The 16,849-nt window shown below is 48.1% G+C and carries 17 protein-coding genes and 1 tRNA gene; 17 read left to right on the top strand and 1 reads right to left on the bottom strand.

From position 1 onward, the window contains the following. Positions 1 to 147 precede the first annotated feature (147 nt). The 14 genes from MGMO_RS06995 to MGMO_RS06930 all read left to right on the top strand — a co-directional run bounded on the left by MGMO_RS06995 (position 148) and on the right by MGMO_RS06930 (position 10,461). Positions 148 to 693 (top strand): hypothetical protein, encoded by a 546-nt coding sequence (locus tag MGMO_RS06995; protein WP_023494339.1) that lies wholly within the window; start codon positions 148 to 150, stop codon positions 691 to 693. 108 nt (positions 694 to 801) lie between these two features. After that, positions 802 to 1,299: a crossover junction endodeoxyribonuclease RuvC gene (ruvC, locus tag MGMO_RS06990; RefSeq protein ID WP_023494338.1), complete on the top strand. Its 498-nt coding sequence runs from the start codon at positions 802 to 804 to the stop codon at positions 1,297 to 1,299. Positions 1,300 to 1,462: 163 nt separating this feature from the next. Then, complete coding sequence (gene ruvA, locus MGMO_RS06985; protein WP_036307215.1) at positions 1,463 to 2,071, top strand: Holliday junction branch migration protein RuvA; 609 nt, start codon at positions 1,463 to 1,465, stop codon at positions 2,069 to 2,071. Positions 2,072 to 2,166: 95 nt separating this feature from the next. Beyond that, complete coding sequence (gene ruvB / locus MGMO_RS06980) at positions 2,167 to 3,201, top strand: Holliday junction branch migration DNA helicase RuvB (protein ID WP_023494335.1); 1,035 nt, start codon at positions 2,167 to 2,169, stop codon at positions 3,199 to 3,201. Next, on the top strand, positions 3,185 to 3,595 hold the full coding sequence (gene ybgC, locus MGMO_RS06975) for a tol-pal system-associated acyl-CoA thioesterase (protein WP_023494334.1): 411 nt from the start codon (positions 3,185 to 3,187) through the stop codon (positions 3,593 to 3,595). The genes ruvB and ybgC overlap by 17 nt, the downstream gene beginning before the upstream one ends. Then, the gene (gene tolQ / locus MGMO_RS06970) at positions 3,592 to 4,269 is read left to right on the top strand and encodes a protein TolQ (protein WP_023494333.1); all 678 of its coding nucleotides are present in this window, start codon (positions 3,592 to 3,594) and stop codon (positions 4,267 to 4,269) included. Before ybgC ends, tolQ begins: the two co-directional genes overlap by 4 nt. Beyond that, on the top strand, positions 4,266 to 4,697 hold the full coding sequence (tolR, locus tag MGMO_RS06965) for a protein TolR (protein ID WP_036307211.1): 432 nt from the start codon (positions 4,266 to 4,268) through the stop codon (positions 4,695 to 4,697). Before tolQ ends, tolR begins: the two co-directional genes overlap by 4 nt. A 7-nt stretch (positions 4,698 to 4,704) precedes the next feature. Then, positions 4,705 to 6,111, top strand: a complete 1,407-nt coding sequence (tolA, locus tag MGMO_RS06960; protein ID WP_023494331.1) for a cell envelope integrity protein TolA — start codon at positions 4,705 to 4,707, stop codon at positions 6,109 to 6,111. Between the two features lie 107 nt (positions 6,112 to 6,218). Then, complete coding sequence (gene tolB / locus MGMO_RS06955) at positions 6,219 to 7,484, top strand: Tol-Pal system beta propeller repeat protein TolB (protein WP_023494330.1); 1,266 nt, start codon at positions 6,219 to 6,221, stop codon at positions 7,482 to 7,484. 46 nt (positions 7,485 to 7,530) lie between these two features. Next, positions 7,531 to 8,091, top strand: coding sequence for a peptidoglycan-associated lipoprotein Pal (pal, locus tag MGMO_RS06950; protein ID WP_023494329.1), 561 nt, complete (start codon positions 7,531 to 7,533; stop codon positions 8,089 to 8,091). Positions 8,092 to 8,097: 6 nt separating this feature from the next. After that, the gene (gene ybgF, locus MGMO_RS06945; RefSeq protein WP_023494328.1) at positions 8,098 to 9,006 is read left to right on the top strand and encodes a tol-pal system protein YbgF; all 909 of its coding nucleotides are present in this window, start codon (positions 8,098 to 8,100) and stop codon (positions 9,004 to 9,006) included. A 2-nt stretch (positions 9,007 to 9,008) separates the two neighbouring features. Continuing rightward, complete coding sequence (gene queE, locus MGMO_RS06940; protein WP_023494327.1) at positions 9,009 to 9,650, top strand: 7-carboxy-7-deazaguanine synthase QueE; 642 nt, start codon at positions 9,009 to 9,011, stop codon at positions 9,648 to 9,650. A gap of 5 nt (positions 9,651 to 9,655) precedes the next feature. Then, positions 9,656 to 10,330, top strand: a complete 675-nt coding sequence (queC, locus tag MGMO_RS06935; RefSeq protein WP_023494326.1) for a 7-cyano-7-deazaguanine synthase QueC — start codon at positions 9,656 to 9,658, stop codon at positions 10,328 to 10,330. Between the two features lie 55 nt (positions 10,331 to 10,385). Beyond that, positions 10,386 to 10,461: transfer RNA gene (locus tag MGMO_RS06930), tRNA-Lys, on the top strand. 52 nt (positions 10,462 to 10,513) lie between these two features. Here the strand turns inward: MGMO_RS06930 and MGMO_RS20525 are convergent. Then, positions 10,514 to 10,729 carry a tyrosine-type recombinase/integrase gene (locus MGMO_RS20525; protein WP_456152396.1) on the bottom strand — a complete coding sequence of 72 codons (216 nt, stop codon included), beginning with the start codon at positions 10,727 to 10,729 and terminating at the stop codon, positions 10,514 to 10,516. A gap of 508 nt (positions 10,730 to 11,237) precedes the next feature. On the opposite strand from MGMO_RS20525, the gene MGMO_RS06920 reads away from it, so the two are divergent. From MGMO_RS06920 to MGMO_RS06910, 3 genes are all read left to right on the top strand, one after another. Then, positions 11,238 to 12,992: an ABC transporter ATP-binding protein gene (locus MGMO_RS06920; protein ID WP_023494325.1), complete on the top strand. Its 1,755-nt coding sequence runs from the start codon at positions 11,238 to 11,240 to the stop codon at positions 12,990 to 12,992. A 334-nt stretch (positions 12,993 to 13,326) separates the two neighbouring features. After that, complete coding sequence (locus MGMO_RS06915; protein WP_023494324.1) at positions 13,327 to 15,477, top strand: adenosylcobalamin-dependent ribonucleoside-diphosphate reductase; 2,151 nt, start codon at positions 13,327 to 13,329, stop codon at positions 15,475 to 15,477. A 73-nt stretch (positions 15,478 to 15,550) separates the two neighbouring features. Next, positions 15,551 to 16,846 carry a DNA cytosine methyltransferase gene (locus MGMO_RS06910; RefSeq protein ID WP_023494323.1) on the top strand — a complete coding sequence of 432 codons (1,296 nt, stop codon included), beginning with the start codon at positions 15,551 to 15,553 and terminating at the stop codon, positions 16,844 to 16,846. Positions 16,847 to 16,849: the final 3 nt, after the last annotated feature.

Below are 16,849 nucleotides of genomic sequence, written 5' to 3'. Positions count from 1 at the left end.
GTTCGGCCCGCTCGTTGCTGAGTTTCCATAAACGGCAGAAAAAACTGTGCTTTTGAGACAAATAGGGCTTAACTTAATGGCAGTGACGCCCCTGCGTGGGAATGATGAAAAATTGTGTAGCATACATAACATACCCGGAATGAGTCGATGACAGAAATAGAAAATATTTATGAACAATTATTTATGCTTGTTATGCGTGGCAATGTAAATGGAAAAGCATCCACAATAATAGATACGTTTTCAGGTTGGTTAATAAGTGGCTTCGCTGCAGCATCTACTTTATTTGTATCTCAATACAAATCTATTCAAGAGAATATTTCAATTTGCGGCATTCAATGGTTTATATACCTTTTTATTGCCGCGCTGATACTTGCAATTTTCCAAAAATTTATTGCAGTTATTGTTGCGAGTCACTCTATGGGTAGTTCAGTTGGTTACGAATTAGGCAAAGAGTTTAAGAAAAATAATGTTGTCTTAAATCGTGAATTTATTTTTAACGAAACTGAAAAAGGTATGTTGCCTTTTGTAAGGTGGTGCGCTTCTGATATCCTTACTGCAGCAAGAAACGGTGATTTTGTTTCAAGTTCTCGTAACTTTACGCGTTTGTGTCAATATCAAGGATTGTTAACTTTAATTCAAGCAATTGTTACACTTTTTGCTATTAGGATAATTGCAACAACCTTCCATGCTTAACAAGCGTCGTAGGTTAGCTCGTAGGTTGTGGGTGAACAAAGTGAACCCCAACAATTTTGTTAATCTCCAATGTTGGGGTTCGTACCTCACCCCAACCTACAATGATTAATGCGAATATTAGGCATAGACCCCGGCTCACGATTGACTGGTTACGGCGTGATTGAAGAATCGCCGCGCGGTTTTCAATACATCGCCAGCGGCAGTATTCGGGTGACGGCGGAGTATTTTCCTGATCGGCTGAAACAGATATTCAAAGGTTTATTGGAAGTGGTGGAGCGCTATCAGCCTGAGCAAATGGCCATTGAACAGGTGTTTATGCACATCAATGCGGATTCCGCATTAAAATTGGGGCAGGCGCGCGGGGCGGCGATTTGCGCGGTGCAGGCGGCGGGTTTGCCGGTGTTCGAGTATTCCGCCAAGCAGGTCAAGCAAGCCGTGGTTGGTAAGGGCAACGCGGCAAAATCACAAGTCCAACACATGGTGAAAATATTGTTGAACATCCAGGGCGAATTACAAATCGACGCGAGCGATGCGCTGGGCATTTGCCTGTGCCATGCCCATTACCAACAAACCGCACTGCGTTTGCAGAAAGGATTGGGTAAATGAACGTAACAAAATTGGCCAATAAGTTAATAAGCCCGTTCGTGCTGAGCTTGTCGAAGCATGGACGAGCTACTGATATTTGTTTTACTGATTTCCAAAAAAACATTCATCCTTCGACACGCTCAGGACGAACGGTTTTTTGGAAAGCCCTAAATTTAGTAATCTTATGATTGGCTTTTTACGCGGAAAACTCATCCATAAAGCCCCGCCCTTATTGTTACTGGACGTGCAAGGCGTAGGTTACGAGGTGGAAGCGCCGATGACCACGTTCTATAACCTGCCCGCCATCGGCACAGAAATCCTGTTGCACACCCATCTGGTCGTACGGGAAGACGCACACATCCTGTTTGGCTTTTCCACCGAAGCCGACCGGACGATGTTCCGGACCTTGATTAAGGTGAACGGTGTCGGCCCCAAGCTGGCGCTGACGATATTGTCCGGCCAAACCGCCGAGGAATTTCATCGCTGCATTTATAACAACGACACGCAATCGTTAGTGCGTTTGCCGGGGGTAGGCAAAAAAACCGCCGAACGACTGGTGATCGAAATGCGCGACCGCTTGCCGGATTTGGGGGATTCATCGGTAGGTAATCACGAATTAGTCAGTTCTACGATGTCGCTATCCATTTCAAATCCCAAGCAGGAAGCCATTAGCGCCTTATGTTCATTAGGCTATAAACCCTTGGATGCTGGTAAAATGGTGCAAAATATTGCCGTCGAAGGTAAAACCTGCGAAGAGATTATCCGGTTGGCGTTACAAGGCGCGGTGAAATAGGGCTAAAATCGACATGATTTAAAAAATGCCGTGCTTGCCCTTCGACAGGACGAACGGTGCCACTGCAGAATAATTGCATCCATTAAGACAAATTAGTGATTGAATCCGACCGCATCATCAGTGGCTTAAGCCAACCCGACGAAGAAAGGCAAGACCGTGCCATTCGCCCTAAGCGGTTGGCTGAATATATCGGCCAGCAAGAACTGCGTACCCAAATGGAAATCTTCATCCAGGCGGCGACGGCACGGCGGGAAGCCCTGGATCACGTCCTGATTTTCGGCCCGCCTGGGCTGGGAAAAACCACGTTGGCCAATATCATCGCCACGGAAATGTGTGTTAACATTCGACAAACTTCGGGGCCGGTGCTGGAAAAAGCGGGGGATTTGGCGGCTTTGCTGACCAATCTTGAAACCCACGATGTGCTGTTTATTGATGAAATCCACCGCTTAAGTCCAGCCGTTGAAGAAATCCTGTATCCTGCGATGGAAGATTACCAACTGGATTTGATGATCGGCGAAGGCCCTGCGGCCCGCTCGATCAAGCTGGACTTGCCGCCGTTTACGTTGGTGGGTGCAACAACAAGGGCAGGCCTGCTGACATCGCCGTTACGGGATCGTTTCGGTATCGTCCAACGACTGGAATTCTATACGATTGATGAACTTGCCAGCATCGTTACCCGTTCGGCCAAGGTTTTGGGCATCCACATAGAACCGCAGGGTGCCTATGAAATTGCCCGCCGTTCGCGGGGTACGCCACGTATCGCCAACCGCTTGCTGCGCCGGGTACGGGATTATGCCGAAGTTAAGGCAAACGGCGTTATAAACGACATTATTTCTGTTCAGGCCCTGGACATGTTGCGTGTGGATACTAACGGTTTTGATGCCCTGGACCGTAAACTGTTGATGGCGATGATAGACAATTTCTCCGGCGGCCCTGTTGGCCTTGACACCTTGTCTGCCGCAATTAATGAAGAGCGCGGTACGATTGAAGACGTTTTGGAACCCTATCTCTTGCAGCAAGGCTTTATCATGCGTACACCGCGAGGACGCGTGGTGACGCAGCAAGCGTATTTGCATTTCGGCCTGAAAGTACCCAAAAGTGTCGGCTTGTCTGGTGACCTGTTTGAATAAACCTTTTGTTTGGCCGATTCGGGTTTATTACGAAGACACCGACGCAGGTGGCGTGGTGTTTTACGCCAATTATTTGAAGTATATGGAACGGGCGAGGACAGAATTGCTCAGGACGGAAGGCTTTGAGCAAGACGAACTGATGACGAATGACGGTATCGTCTTTGCGGTGCGGTCATTACAGGTCGAATACCGCAAACCAGCCCGCTTCAACCAATTATTGCAAGTTTCTGCTGAAATTAACCAGCTAAAAAAAGCCAGCCTTGAATTTGCCCAATTAATCACCCATGATGAGCAACTTTTAGTGACAGCGGATGTCCGCATTGCCTGTCTGGATATAAACACAATGAAACCCAAAGCCATTCCCGACCATTTAATTAGAGCATTTAGCGCATGAATACTGATTTATCCATTTTCCATTTGATACTGGAAGCCAGCTTTGTCGTCCAATTCGTCATGTTGCTGCTGGTTGCGGCATCCGTGGCATCGTGGACGTTTATCTTTTCCAAGCGTAAGGAGCTAGGAAGGGCGATTGAAATCACTGACGAATTTGAAGAAGAATTCTGGTCTGGCGTGGCCTTGGCCGACTTGTTCCGTAAATTGTCCGCCAAGGATTTTGAACCGGAAGGCATCGAGAAAATATTCTTGGCAGGTTACAAGGAATTCTCCCGGATGCGGCAAGCGGGCAATGTCGAGCCGATGGTGCAGGTGGAAAGCGCCCAACGCGCCATGCGGATCGAATTGTCGCGGGAGCTTGACCGCCTCGACCAACACTTGCCGTTCCTGGCAACCGTAGGCTCCATCAGCCCTTACATCGGCCTGTTTGGAACGGTATGGGGCATCATGAATTCTTTCATGTCCTTAAGCACAGTCAAACAGGCAACTTTGGCGCAAGTCGCGCCGGGTATTGCGGAAGCCCTGATCGCAACGGCAATTGGTTTGTTTGCGGCGATCCCTGCGGTGATTGCCTATAACCGTTTTTCTTCGCGTTTGGATAGCCTCACTGGGCGATACGAGTTATTCGTCGAAGAATTCGTGGTCTTATTACAAAGACAGGCACACATGAAATGAGAAAAAATAAGCGCAGGAAACCCATGGGGGAAATCAATGTCGTCCCTTATATCGACGTGACCTTGGTGTTGTTGATTATCTTCATGATTACGACACCCATGCTGCAAACGGGCGTAGAAGTAGACTTACCGAAAGCCGAATCTGCCAATGTCGAGCAGAAAGAAGGCGGTAAGCCGCCGATTGTCATTTCCATCAAAAAAGACGGCAAACACTATATCAATGCCGATGGCGTAACCGATGACCTTGTTCAGCCGGAAGACATCAATGCCAGGGTTGAAGCCGTATTAGCCAATAACAAAAACCCTCAAGTATTGATTAATGCCGATAAAAGCGTTGATTACGGTGCTGTGGTCACTGTGATGGCATCACTTAAAAATGCAGGCATACCCAACGTGGGGCTAATGACCAAATCGGATGACGGCCAATAAGATATAAATGGATAGTCAAAAAAAGCTTACCCGGGCATTCCTATACGCCTTGGCACTGCATCTGACTTTGCTGGGTTTATTTGCCTTAAGCGCTTTATTTAAACCGAAAGCCGAATTAATGCAGCCGGATGCGGATATCATTCACGCGACAGTCGTGCAAAGTAAATCGGCTTCAAAAGCAAAATCCAGTGTAAAGCCGACGGTCACGCCAAAAGAAACAAAGCAACAACAATTAACCGAGAATACAGCAAACCAAGAAGCCCAACTTCTTAAGGAACAAGAAGCTGAAAAACTAAAAGCTCAAGCCGAAGCAGCAAAACGTGAAGCTGAGGCAGCAAAAAAATTAGAGGCCACCAAACTCGCTGCAGCTAAAAAGGAAGAAGCCCAAAAAGCGATTGCTGAAGCTGCTGCTGAAGCCAAGGCTAAAGCGGAAGCCAAAATGAAAGCAGCCGTTACTGCAGAAGCCAAAGCCGAGGCCAAAAAGACCGCCGAAGCGGAAGCCAAAAAACAAGCAGCCGCCGAGGAAAAGGCCAAAGCCGCTGCAGAAGCAAGGGCGGAGGCTGCCGCCCAAGCCAAGGCCGAAGCTAAAAAAGCCGCCGAAGCGGAAGCCAAAAGACAAGCAGCCACCGAGGAGAAGGCCAAAGCCGCTGCGGAAGCAAAGGCGGAAGCTGCCGCCCAAGCCAAGGCCGAAGCTAAAAAAGCCGCCGAAGCGGAAGCCAAAAAACGAGCGGCGGCGGACGCAAAATCCAAAGCTGCTGAGGCAAAAGCGGAGGCAGAGGCCAAATTGAAGGCAGCGCAAACCAAAACCGAGGCCAAAAAGGCGGCAGAAGCGGAAGCCAAGAAACAAGCGGCGGCAGATGCAAAGGCGAAGGCGGCTGCTGAGGCAAAAGCAGAGGCCAAATTGAAATCGGCACAAGCCAAAGCCGAGGCCAAAAAGGCTGCAGAAGCGGAAGCCAAAAAACAGGCTGCTGCCGAAGCCAAGGCGGAAGCCGCTGCCTTAGCCAAAGAAGAAGCGGCAGCGAAAGCAAAGGCCGAAGCAAAACGAATGGCCGCACTAGCCGCCGAAGAAAAAGCCAAACTTGAGGCCGAGGCCGCTGAAAATGCGAAAGCGGAAGCTGTCGCACAAGCCGCTTCGAACGCAGCAGAAATCGAAAAATATAAAGGACTTATTAAAGCAAAAGTCAAAAGGACTTGGGTCGCACCACCCGGTTCATCAGGTTCCAGTTGCAGCGTGAGAATAAGGCTTTCCTCGGATGGTACGGTGATGGACTCTACCGTTAATTGCAATGGCAACGATATTTTTACCCGTTCAGTTGAAAATGCGATTGAACGGGCATCGCCTTTACCTGTCCCAAGCGACAAAACGCTACTCAAAGAATTTCGGGCAATCTCTTTTACATTTAATGCGAATTAGGATGAGATACTATTAATATCTCATTGATATTCATGATATGTTAAGATAAGAAAAGTAAAATGGTGACACCATAATTAGTTAAAACGTAGGCTTGACGAGGTAGAAACGTGAATTTCCTTAAAAAAACCCTGATACTAGGCTTGATAGCTGTAGTTTCGCCGCTTTGCCGTGCCGAACTGACTATCGACATCACCGAGAGCGCCGACAATGGCATACCCGTCGCCATCGTGCCGTTTGCCTCATCGGGTACGCCGGTTGATATCAGTGCGGTTATAAATGCTGACCTGGCACGTAGCGGCTATTTCAAAATGCTTGCGGAACAGTACATGCAAAGCAGGCCGAGTTCGGCATCTGCGGTCAACTTCCCGGAATGGCAAGCATTAAACCAGAACTATCTGGTCGTGGGCCAGGTTGGTGGTGGCGCTGGCGGCCAATACAGCGTGCAATTCCAATTGCTGGATGTACTGAAAAGCGGTCAATTATTGGGCTACCAGATGAATTCCTCTGCCGCCGATTTGCGTAGGACAGCACATCAAATTAGCGACATGATCTTTGAAAAACTGACGGGCAAAAAAGGCGCATTTAGCGGTCGGATCGCTTATGTGACCAACAACAACCAGCAAAGCCAGCTCCAAATCGCGGATACGGACGGCTTTAACCCACAAACTATCGCGACATCACAAGAACCTTTGATGTCGCCGTCCTGGTCGCCCGATAAAAGCAGGATCGCTTACGTGTCATTTGAGCGAAAGACTGCCGCAATTTACGTGCAAATATTGGCAACGGGAGAGCGGAAACGGGTGGCAGAATTCCCAGGCATCAATGGATCTCCGACTTGGTCGCCTGACGGCACCAAACTGGCTTTGACCTTATCCAAAGATGGTAGCCCAGATATTTATACGCTTAACCTTAATACGGGCGCGTTAAACAAGTTGACGAAAAGCTATTCGATTGACACTGAACCGGTCTGGTCACCCGACGGCAGCAACATTGTGTTTACATCAGATCGTGGCGGCAAACCACAACTTTATATGGTCTCAAGTTCGGGTAGCGGAGAAAAACGGATCACATTTTCAGGCGATTATAACGCCCGCGCCAGTTTTTCCCCGGACGGGAAAAGCATCGCGATGGTGCATGGCAATGGCGGTGATTACCGCATTGGCGTGATGGATGTCGGAAGTCGCTCAATCAATGTCATTACCTCTGGCCCTGCTGACGAATCGCCCAGCTTTGCACCAAACGGGGCAATGGTTATTTATGCCGCCAAAAAAGGCGGCACGGCTTACTTATCCGCCGTGTCGTTAGATGGTAAAATGCAACAAAGGCTTGGTTTCAGTAATGGTGGGGTACGTGAACCAGCATGGTCACCCTAACTCGGCAAACATCCACAGTAGTCAGAAATTAATCTAAGGAATTTTTATGAAAATTAACAACATATTGATGATTGTATTGGTCGCTGTATTGGCCTTATCCGGTTGTAGTGAAGACGAACCGACAGATGACCTAAGCAATGCTGGACAAAATGCCGCTAGCGGCATCAATGACGCTTCGACCAGCGGATTAACGGGTATGGCAGGCCCAGGTTATACTGGGGTAACAGGCAATAACGCCTTCCTCGGCCCTGAATTCAGCGACCCCAACAACCCGTTGTCCAGGAGTACCATTTATTTCGTCTACGACAGCAGCGAAGTCCAACCCGATTTTATTGTAGTCATCAACGCCCATGCCCGATACTTGGCGGCCCACCCAAACCAAAAATTGACGCTGGAAGGTCATGCGGACGAACGCGGATCGCCGGAATATAATATTGCCCTGGGCGATCAACGTGCCAAAGCAGTAGCCGCCCTATTGAAAGCGCAAGGCGCTTCTGATGGGCAATTGACGTTGGTCAGTTATGGCGAAGAAAAACCTGCCGTTATGGGCAGTGACGAAACGGCTTACGAACGCAATCGCCGTGTTGAATTGTCTTATCAGAGGTAAGTGTTGATGAGGACGCGCATTGTATTATTTTTGCTCTGTGCTTGCAGCGCCGCTTGTGCTGAGTTGCCGCCGGTTGTAGACGAAAGTGCTGGCGTAGCGGCCAATCCGGTTGCGAATGTTCCCAATCCAGCCGCCTCATTGACAACAACCTACGATATGATGAAGCGGATAGATCAAATGCAAGCCGAAGTGCAGCAACTGACGGGTAAGGTTGAAGAGCAAACGTTTCTAATAGAAGAGTTGAAGAAACAGCAAAAGACGATGTATAAGGATTTTGACGACCGTATACAAACGATTGAAAATAAGTCCGACACCTCCCAACCATTGTCAGAAAAACCAGTCGATTCAGCAACATCGGCAGACTCAGGTGCAGTTGTCCCTCCAGCCCCAGCGGCCACCGATCAGCCAACCCATTCCAGCCAGGCCCAAGATACCCCTCCTGGTTCTACTGGCAAAAGCGTTTCAGCAACTTCGGCACAGGCGGCAAGTCCTGCAACATCAGCTGACGCAGGATCGGCGCAAGTACCTGAAGCTGAAAAAATGGAATACCAACAAGCTTATGACGACCTTAGAAATGGCCACACCGATCAAGCCATAACTGGGTTCAACGCTTACATCACCAACCACCCCGGAAGCGCTTACGCGAGCAATGCCGAATATTGGTTGGGCGAAGCGTACCGTGTCAACTTGGATAACTCTGCCGCACGAAAAGCATTTAACGCGGTCATTGAAAACCACCCCAACTCGGCGAAAGTTCCAGATGCCTTGTTAAAACTGGGTTATATCGAAATGGAAGAAAAAAACCCAACTAAGGCTCGTGAAATATTGACTCGAGTCAGCACTGAATTTCCAACTTCAAAAGCTGCGGCATTGGCGCAAAAAAAACTACTGGTCCTTGAAAAAGCCGCACCCTGACTGTGAACTCAGTACGAATAACGGAAATTTTTTTTTCTTTACAAGGGGAATCCAATACCGTCGGCATTCCCACCGTTTTCATCAGGCTGACAGGTTGCCCGTTACGATGCGGTTATTGTGATACCGAATACGCGTTCACGGGCGGCCAGAAAAAGTCAATCAGTGACATCATTGCAGAAGTCGAAAGTTTTGGCTCACGTTATATAACGGTCACGGGTGGGGAACCGCTCGCACAACCTACGTGCCTGGAATTGATGACCAAGCTGCTTGACCTAGGTTACGTTGTCTCGCTTGAAACCAGCGGTGCATTGGATATTTCAGGGGTGGATAGTCGAGCCGTCAAAGTAATGGATATCAAAACCCCCAGTTCTGGCGAATTAAGCAGGAATCTGTTCTCAAATATCCGGCACTTGAACAAGAATGACCAAGTCAAATTCGTCATCGGCAATGACGAAGATTACACCTGGTCAAAACGGATATTGTCTGAATATCAACTGGCCGACCGCTGCGAAATATTGTTTTCGCCCGTCATGGGACAGCAAAATCCAACCGAATTGGCGGATAAAATACTACAGGACAAATTGCCTGTGCGATTCCAAATTCAGCTCCATAAATTGCTTTGGGATGATGCCCGAGGTAAATAACCCCTATGTCCAAAAATGCCATCATTCTTTTATCAGGTGGGCTAGATTCAATCACCGTGTTGGCACTTGCCAAACAACAAGGTTTTGGTTGCTATGCCCTGAGTTTCGACTACGGACAACGGCATAATGCTGAACTTAACGCCGCCAGTGAGATAGCTAAGCTCTATCAGGTAATAGACCATAAAATCATCAATCTTGGGTTGGGTTCTATTGGCGGCTCAGCGCTCACAGACCAAAATATCCAAGTACCCGATAAACTCGAAGAAGGCATACCCGTCACATACGTACCCGCCAGAAATACCCTGTTCCTTGCTTTTGCCCTGGGCTGGGCGGAAGTGTTAAAAATAACGGACATATTCATCGGCGTAAATGCAATCGACTATTCCGGTTATCCTGATTGTAGGCCAGAATTCATCAACGCCTTCCAACATCTGGCAAACCTTGCCACCAAAGCGGGCGCAGAGGGTGAGCATTTCACCATCCACACACCACTCATTTCCCTCAGCAAGGCCGCAATCATCAAATTGGGGGTGGAACTAGGTGTTGACTATGCGCCGACCGTCTCTTGTTACTCTGCAAATAGCCAAGGCCAAGCTTGTAGGGTTTGTGACGCTTGTCGGCTTAGAATGATTGGCTTTGCGGAAGCGGGTATTCCTGATCCAACCCGTTACCAACAGTAACGACAAAAAATTCTTGCAAAGACATACTTCATTGTTATAATTGTAAGTCTTTGTCGGGTCGCTAGCTCAGCCGGTAGAGCACCGCACTTTTAATGCGATGGTCATGCGTTCGAATCGCATGCGACCCACCATCAAATCAAGCACTTAGCCTTTATTGCTAACGTTAAGTTTATAAACCCATAGCTAATTCGTAGCTACGGTATCAAGGTTATCGGCCATGCTCCTAGCGTAAGCGAAGAGATGACCCCCGCTTAGATGAGCATAACGACTAACCATTTCTACAGATTCCCATCCACCAAGATCCTGAAGTACGTTCAAAGGCGTTCCCGATTGAGCATGCCAACTAGCCCATGCATGGCGTAAATCATAAGTACTTCTGCATAAAAATCCCCGTAAAATCTGTTGGATTAAACAGCAAATTTATAGGAAAAGATGAAGTCTATAAAGGGACTGAGCGAAGCGGCAGACTTTGCTGGATGCTTGGGATCAACTCGGCCTGTTGGGGTTGCGCGACCAGGAGCATCCAGGACGACCCCGCAAGGGTGTGGGAACAGGTTCACGGCCACAAACAATATGATATTTCAAAATGGTTGGTTTTCATCGTTGTTCTCCCATGAATTATCAGGTTTGCTTTTTATATGGGGATTTGAGCTTGTGCAGTGTTTTCTGATTTAGCAATTTGCAGGCTGTTATAATGCGCGCTTTTACACTGTGTCCGACGAAATGACAATTTGTGATAGGTCATAATGCCTTGCGATCCCATCCACATTTTTAAATTTCTCGCAAATTAAACCAACATCGTTTGATTTTAATGCCGGTCACTGTATCTTGTGCGAAGGCTTTGGGGAAGATTGACCGCCACAAGCTTCAATGTCTTTATCAAGCATAAGCGCAACAATAAATCGAAATGGGCATCATCTTTAGGGAATATAGCAAGGTTGTCTGGCAAAAGAAATGGTATTTCTTATTGGCTTTAGCGGCAGTTGCTAGTGCAACGGCGTTGGACTTGGTGGCGCCAACGTATTACAAGAATATCGCTAACGGCCTCTCGATGACATATTCTGATGCGACCTTGGCGGCATTATTTGAAAACCTCAAGCAGCTTATGCTCGTTTATGCTGGTATCTGGGTTTCATGGCGCTTTCTTGAGCTCGCGATTGTGCCTTTGGATGGCGGCGGCGTTAATCTTTTGGAAAAACGCTGCTTCGATGTCCTAAAGAAACAGAAATCGACTTTTTTTGAGAACAATTTTTCCGGTAGCCTTATCAAGCAAGCCAACCGTTTTTCGCGGTCTTTTGAAATTATTATGGACTGGTTTTTGTTCCAGTTTTATATGAACCTGCTGGCTGTTTCCATTTCTTTTAGCATTTTCTACCAGCACCAACGCCAGTTTGCCTTGTATTTCTTGGCCTGGGTAACGCTGATCATTACCTGGAATGTCGGTTTTTCACTATGGAAAATGCGCTTTGACAAAGCCGTTGCAGAAGGCGACAGCAAGGTGGGCGGCGTTGTTTCGGATGCCGTTAGCAATATCTTTATCGTGAAGACGTTTGCGCTCGAAAATAATGAGCAAAACCGTGTCAACAGTGCGTCCAATGAAGTTTACCGCCGGAAAAAAATCGCTTGGCTGATGACCTTCATCTCCTTTGCGGTACAAGGAATAATGACCTTTGGGGTTGAATTGCTGCTGATTTACCTGATGATAAAAAAATGGCAAACGGGCAATTTTGAAGTGGGCGAGTTCGTGCTGTTCCAATCCATCATGATCATGCTGATCCAGCGCCTATGGGAATTTGGCCGTAATTTCAGGAATTTCTTTACCGCACTCGCCGATGCTTCGGAAATGGCGGACATATTTCGCTTGAATGACCTGGAGCAAGATGCGCCCGATGCTAGGCCGGTCACCATAAGTCGAGGTGCGATACGCTTGGACAATCTGGGGTTTACCTACAATGAATCCAATCCGCAGCAAACCCGGTTGTTTGAAAACTTTAACCTGGACATTAAGGCGGGCGAGAAAATCGCCTTGGTCGGTCAGTCAGGTTCAGGAAAATCGACCCTGACCAAACTGCTGTTCCGGTTTCTCGATCCCCAACAAGGCTGCATTACCTATGATGGAATGGATGCGAAGTCCTTTACGCTGGAATCCTTGCGACGGCAAATTTCGATGGTTCCGCAGCAACCGGATTTATTTCACCGTTCCGTCCGTGACAATATCGCGCTGGGCGCCGATATTACCGATGCTGAACTGGTCGAGGTGGCAAAGAAATCCTGTAGCCTGGATTTCATCGACGACCTGCCGGAACAATTTGACACGATGGTGGGCGAACGCGGCGTGAAGCTGTCCGGCGGCGAAAAGCAGCGCATCGCCATCGCTAGGGCTTTTTTGGAAGACGCGCCTATCGTGGTGCTGGATGAAGCCACCAGCGCATTAGATTCGCTCACCGAACAACAAATCCAAGTCGCGATATTCAACCTTATCAAAAACAAGACCGCCATCGTTATAGCCCATCGGCTTTCCACCATCCTGAAAATGGACCGCATCGTGGTGCTGGAATACGGCAAAATTATCGAGGAAGGGACGCATCAACAATTGCTGGACAAGCAAGGGAAATACTACGCCATGTGGCAGCACCAAAGCGGGGGGTTTTTGGTCGATTGACCCGAGTCGCCTAGGCGGCATCTTGTCAATCCCCGCACAACAGTAATAGCCAAAAAGCATTAACTAACTGAACAAAAACCAGTTTTTTAACCCCCTGTAATAATTTCACCAAAAATACAAATAATTTCCCACGCACACAATATATTGTGCTAATATTTAAAAAAACCACAATATATCGTAACATTCTATCCAAGCCCTATTTCGTTATCGCGTGCTATAGCAAGCCTTTTGGCAAGCAGCAAAGTTCAAGCGATACCCCACATCGTTAAGGTAGTTGTTATTAAAATATAAGCGTTTCAGTACCATAAAGCACTTACTATCGGGGAGACCATCCATGCCAGCACAACTCCATGTCATCGCCAATACCGTTACCGAAATACCGTTCCAAGATGCCTCTATGGATATCTGGGATACCAAATACCGCCTGAAAACCAAGGACGGCAAGGCACTGGATGCCAACATAGACGAGACTTACCAGCGCGTCGCCAAGGCATTGTCCAGCGTGGAAACAGGCAAGGCGCAGCAGGAACAATGTTATAAGGATTTCCTATGGGCCCTGCGCCAAGGTGTTATTCCGGCAGGCCGGATCATCTCCAATGCCGGTGCGCTGGAGCATAAGCCTGCCACGTCTACCATCAATTGCACCGTATCCGGCACGATAGTCGATTCCATGGACGATATTCTAGGCAAAGTCCACGAGGCCGGATTAACGCTGAAAGCGGGCTGCGGGATCGGTTACGAATTTTCTACCTTGCGCCCCAAGAATGCTTATGTGTCCGGCGCGGGGGCATATACCTCCGGGCCCCTGTCGTTCATGGACATCTACGACAAGATGTGTTTTACCGTATCTTCCGCAGGCGGCAGGCGCGGTGCGCAAATGGCGACTTTCGATATCGGCCACCCCGACGTTGTCGAATTTATCCGCGCCAAACGTGAGGATGGTCGCTTGCGCCAGTTCAACTTGTCTTTGCTTATCACTACCGAATTTATGGATGCGGTCAAGGACAACCAACCCTGGTCGTTCTCTTTCCCCGTCACCGAAAAAGAAGCCGAGGCCGACCAACTCGACTTAACCGACAGCAACCTTATCGTCTGGCGCGAATTCCCCGTGAAAACGGGCTATGTCGTCAATGCAGACGGCCTGGTCGCCTGCAAAATCACCAAAACCATGCCCGCCCGCCGCCTGTGGGACATCATCATGAGTTCCACTTACGATTATGCCGAGCCGGGCTTCATCCTGATCGACAAGGTCAACGAAATGAACAACAACTGGTTTTGCGAAAACATCCGCGCCACCAACCCCTGCGGGGAGCAACCCTTACCGCCGTATGGCAGTTGCTTGCTGGGTTCGGTCAACCTCACCCGCTTTGTCCTTAAGCCGTTTACCAAGGATGCCCAATTCGATTGGGAAACCTACCGCAAAACCATCCGCATCTTTACCCGTATGTTGGATAACGTAGTCGAAATCAACGGCTTGCCGCTGCAAAAACAACGCGACGAAATCACCAGCAAACGCCGTCACGGCATGGGCTATCTGGGTTTGGGCTCAACCGTCACCATGCTGGGCATGAGGTACGGCGACGGGGAGTCCATCAAATTTACCGAGGAAGTCACCAAAGTCATGGCCATCGAAGGTTGGAAAAGCGCCTTAAACCTCGCCAAAGAAAAAGGCGTCGCGCCGATTATGGAACAACTGTTTACGGTGACCGGCGAAATGCTACGCAAACGGCCAGAAATGGCGGCGGACGGCTATAAGGTCGGCGACCAGGTCGCAGGGAAAATCCTCCATGCCAAATACAGCCGTTACATGCAGCAAGTGGCAAAAATTGAACCGGAACTGGTGGCGGAATTGATGGCAACCGGCGCGCGCTTCACCCATCACAGCTCCATTGCGCCCACGGGTACGATTTCCCTGTCGCTCGCCAACAACGCCAGCAACGGCATCGAACCCAGCTTTGCCCACCATTACTCGCGTAACGTCATCCGCGCAGGCAAAAAGTCCAAGGAAAAAGTCGATGTCTACTCCTTTGAATTGCTGGCCTACCGCGAACTGGTCAACCACAACGCCATGCCCTACAGCGACAAGCCGGAACAACAACTGCCGGACTGCTTCATTTCCGCCGAGGACGTCACCCCCAAACAGCATGTCGACATCCAGGCTGCTGCACAGAAGTGGATCGATTCCTCCATCTCCAAAACCGCCAACGTGCCGACCGATTACCCCTACGAAGACTTCAAGTCCATCTACGAATACGCCTACGACAAGGGCCTAAAAGGCTGCACCACCTTCCGCTTCAACCCCGAAGTCTTCCAAGGCGTATTGGTCAAGGATAAGGATTTAGAAAACACCACCTACCAGTTCACCCTGGAAGACGGTAGCGTCGTGGAGTTTAAGGGCAATGAAGAGATTGAGTACGATGGGGAAATCCATAGCGCGGCGAATTTGTTTGATGCGTTGAAAGAGGGTTATTATGGCAAATTTTGACGAATCATCACGCGAGTAATGCGCTTCGTATATCGGTAAACCCTACATTTGGTTCATCTCACAGGTTCAATCAATGTTCAATTTAACAGTGACAGAAAGGCCAATTGCAATTGATTTGTTCGCTGGTTGCGGTGGGATGTCTCTTGGTTTGGAGGCGGCGGGCTTTGATGTTGCTGTAGCTGTAGAATTTGATGCTGTCCATTCTATTGTGCATCACTTTAACTTTCCCTATTGCAACACTATATGTAGAGATATATCTCAAGTAAAAAGCTCGGAAATTCTCTATGCATTGAAATCTAAAGGCTACAAAACTGATGTGGATTTAATAGCTGGAGGGCCACCTTGCCAAGGATTTTCTCATATTGGAAAACGACAGATTGATGACCCACGAAATTCTTTAGTTTTCGAATACTTGCGGATAATATCAGAAATCAGGCCTAAATATTTCTTGTTTGAAAATGTTCCTGGAATTGCAACGGGTGAACATCGCCAATTTCTGGAAGAGCTAATTAGCGAATTTGAATTAATAGGCTATAACGTACAAAAGCCAGTTAGGATATTAGATGCCAGTAAGTATGGGGCACCACAGAAACGCAAGCGCCTTATTCTCATAGGTAGCCGCTCTGATGTTTCTCCCACTAAATATCCAGAATCATTTTGCGGGAATATTTCAAGCATAAATGGCGATTTATTTGCTGAAAAAATATCACCACTTACCACTGTTTCCGAATCAATATCAGATTTAGCGACAATTAATCCTTTTACCGAGGTTGATAGCGGCATACCAATAGCAAGCCTTGATTATCGAGGGAAAAGACAAAAATATTCTATTTATCCAAATGACATATTTTCACTTTGCCATAAACGCATTGTTGACGAGCTTGTTTATGGTCATGTTGCTTCGGCTCACACTCAAGTTTCAATCGATAGATTTGCTAAAGTAGAGCCTGGGACAGTTGAGCCAAAAAGCCGATTCTTAAAATTATCGGCTAATGGCTTATGCAATACGCTCCGTGCCGGAACTAATAGCGACAAAGGTGCATACACCGCTCCGAGGCCGATCCATTACTCAATACCAAGATGTATTACTGTCCGGGAAGCGGCCAGATTGCACACCTTTCCAGATTGGTTTCAATTTCATAAGACCATTTGGCATGGATTTCGTGAAATAGGCAATGCTGTTATTCCTGCGCTTTCAAAGGAGTTAGGTTCTTCTGTGATTGATGCACTTGGAATAAATGCTACAAAATTGAATTGTAAGGTTTTAGAAAAAATGCCTGATGATATGTTGGGCTATAACATGTCGCGGGCTTCGGAATACTGGGGAATCGCCGATGATGTGATTCCAAAAAGAAAGCGTTTGGCTTAAGGC

Origin of the sequence: Methyloglobulus morosus KoM1, from assembly GCF_000496735.2 — a bacterium.
Lineage (GTDB): Bacteria > Pseudomonadota > Gammaproteobacteria > Methylococcales > Methylomonadaceae > Methyloglobulus > Methyloglobulus morosus.
Note: the sequence above shows the minus strand (reverse complement) of the source record. Positions and strands in the feature narration are given on the sequence as shown.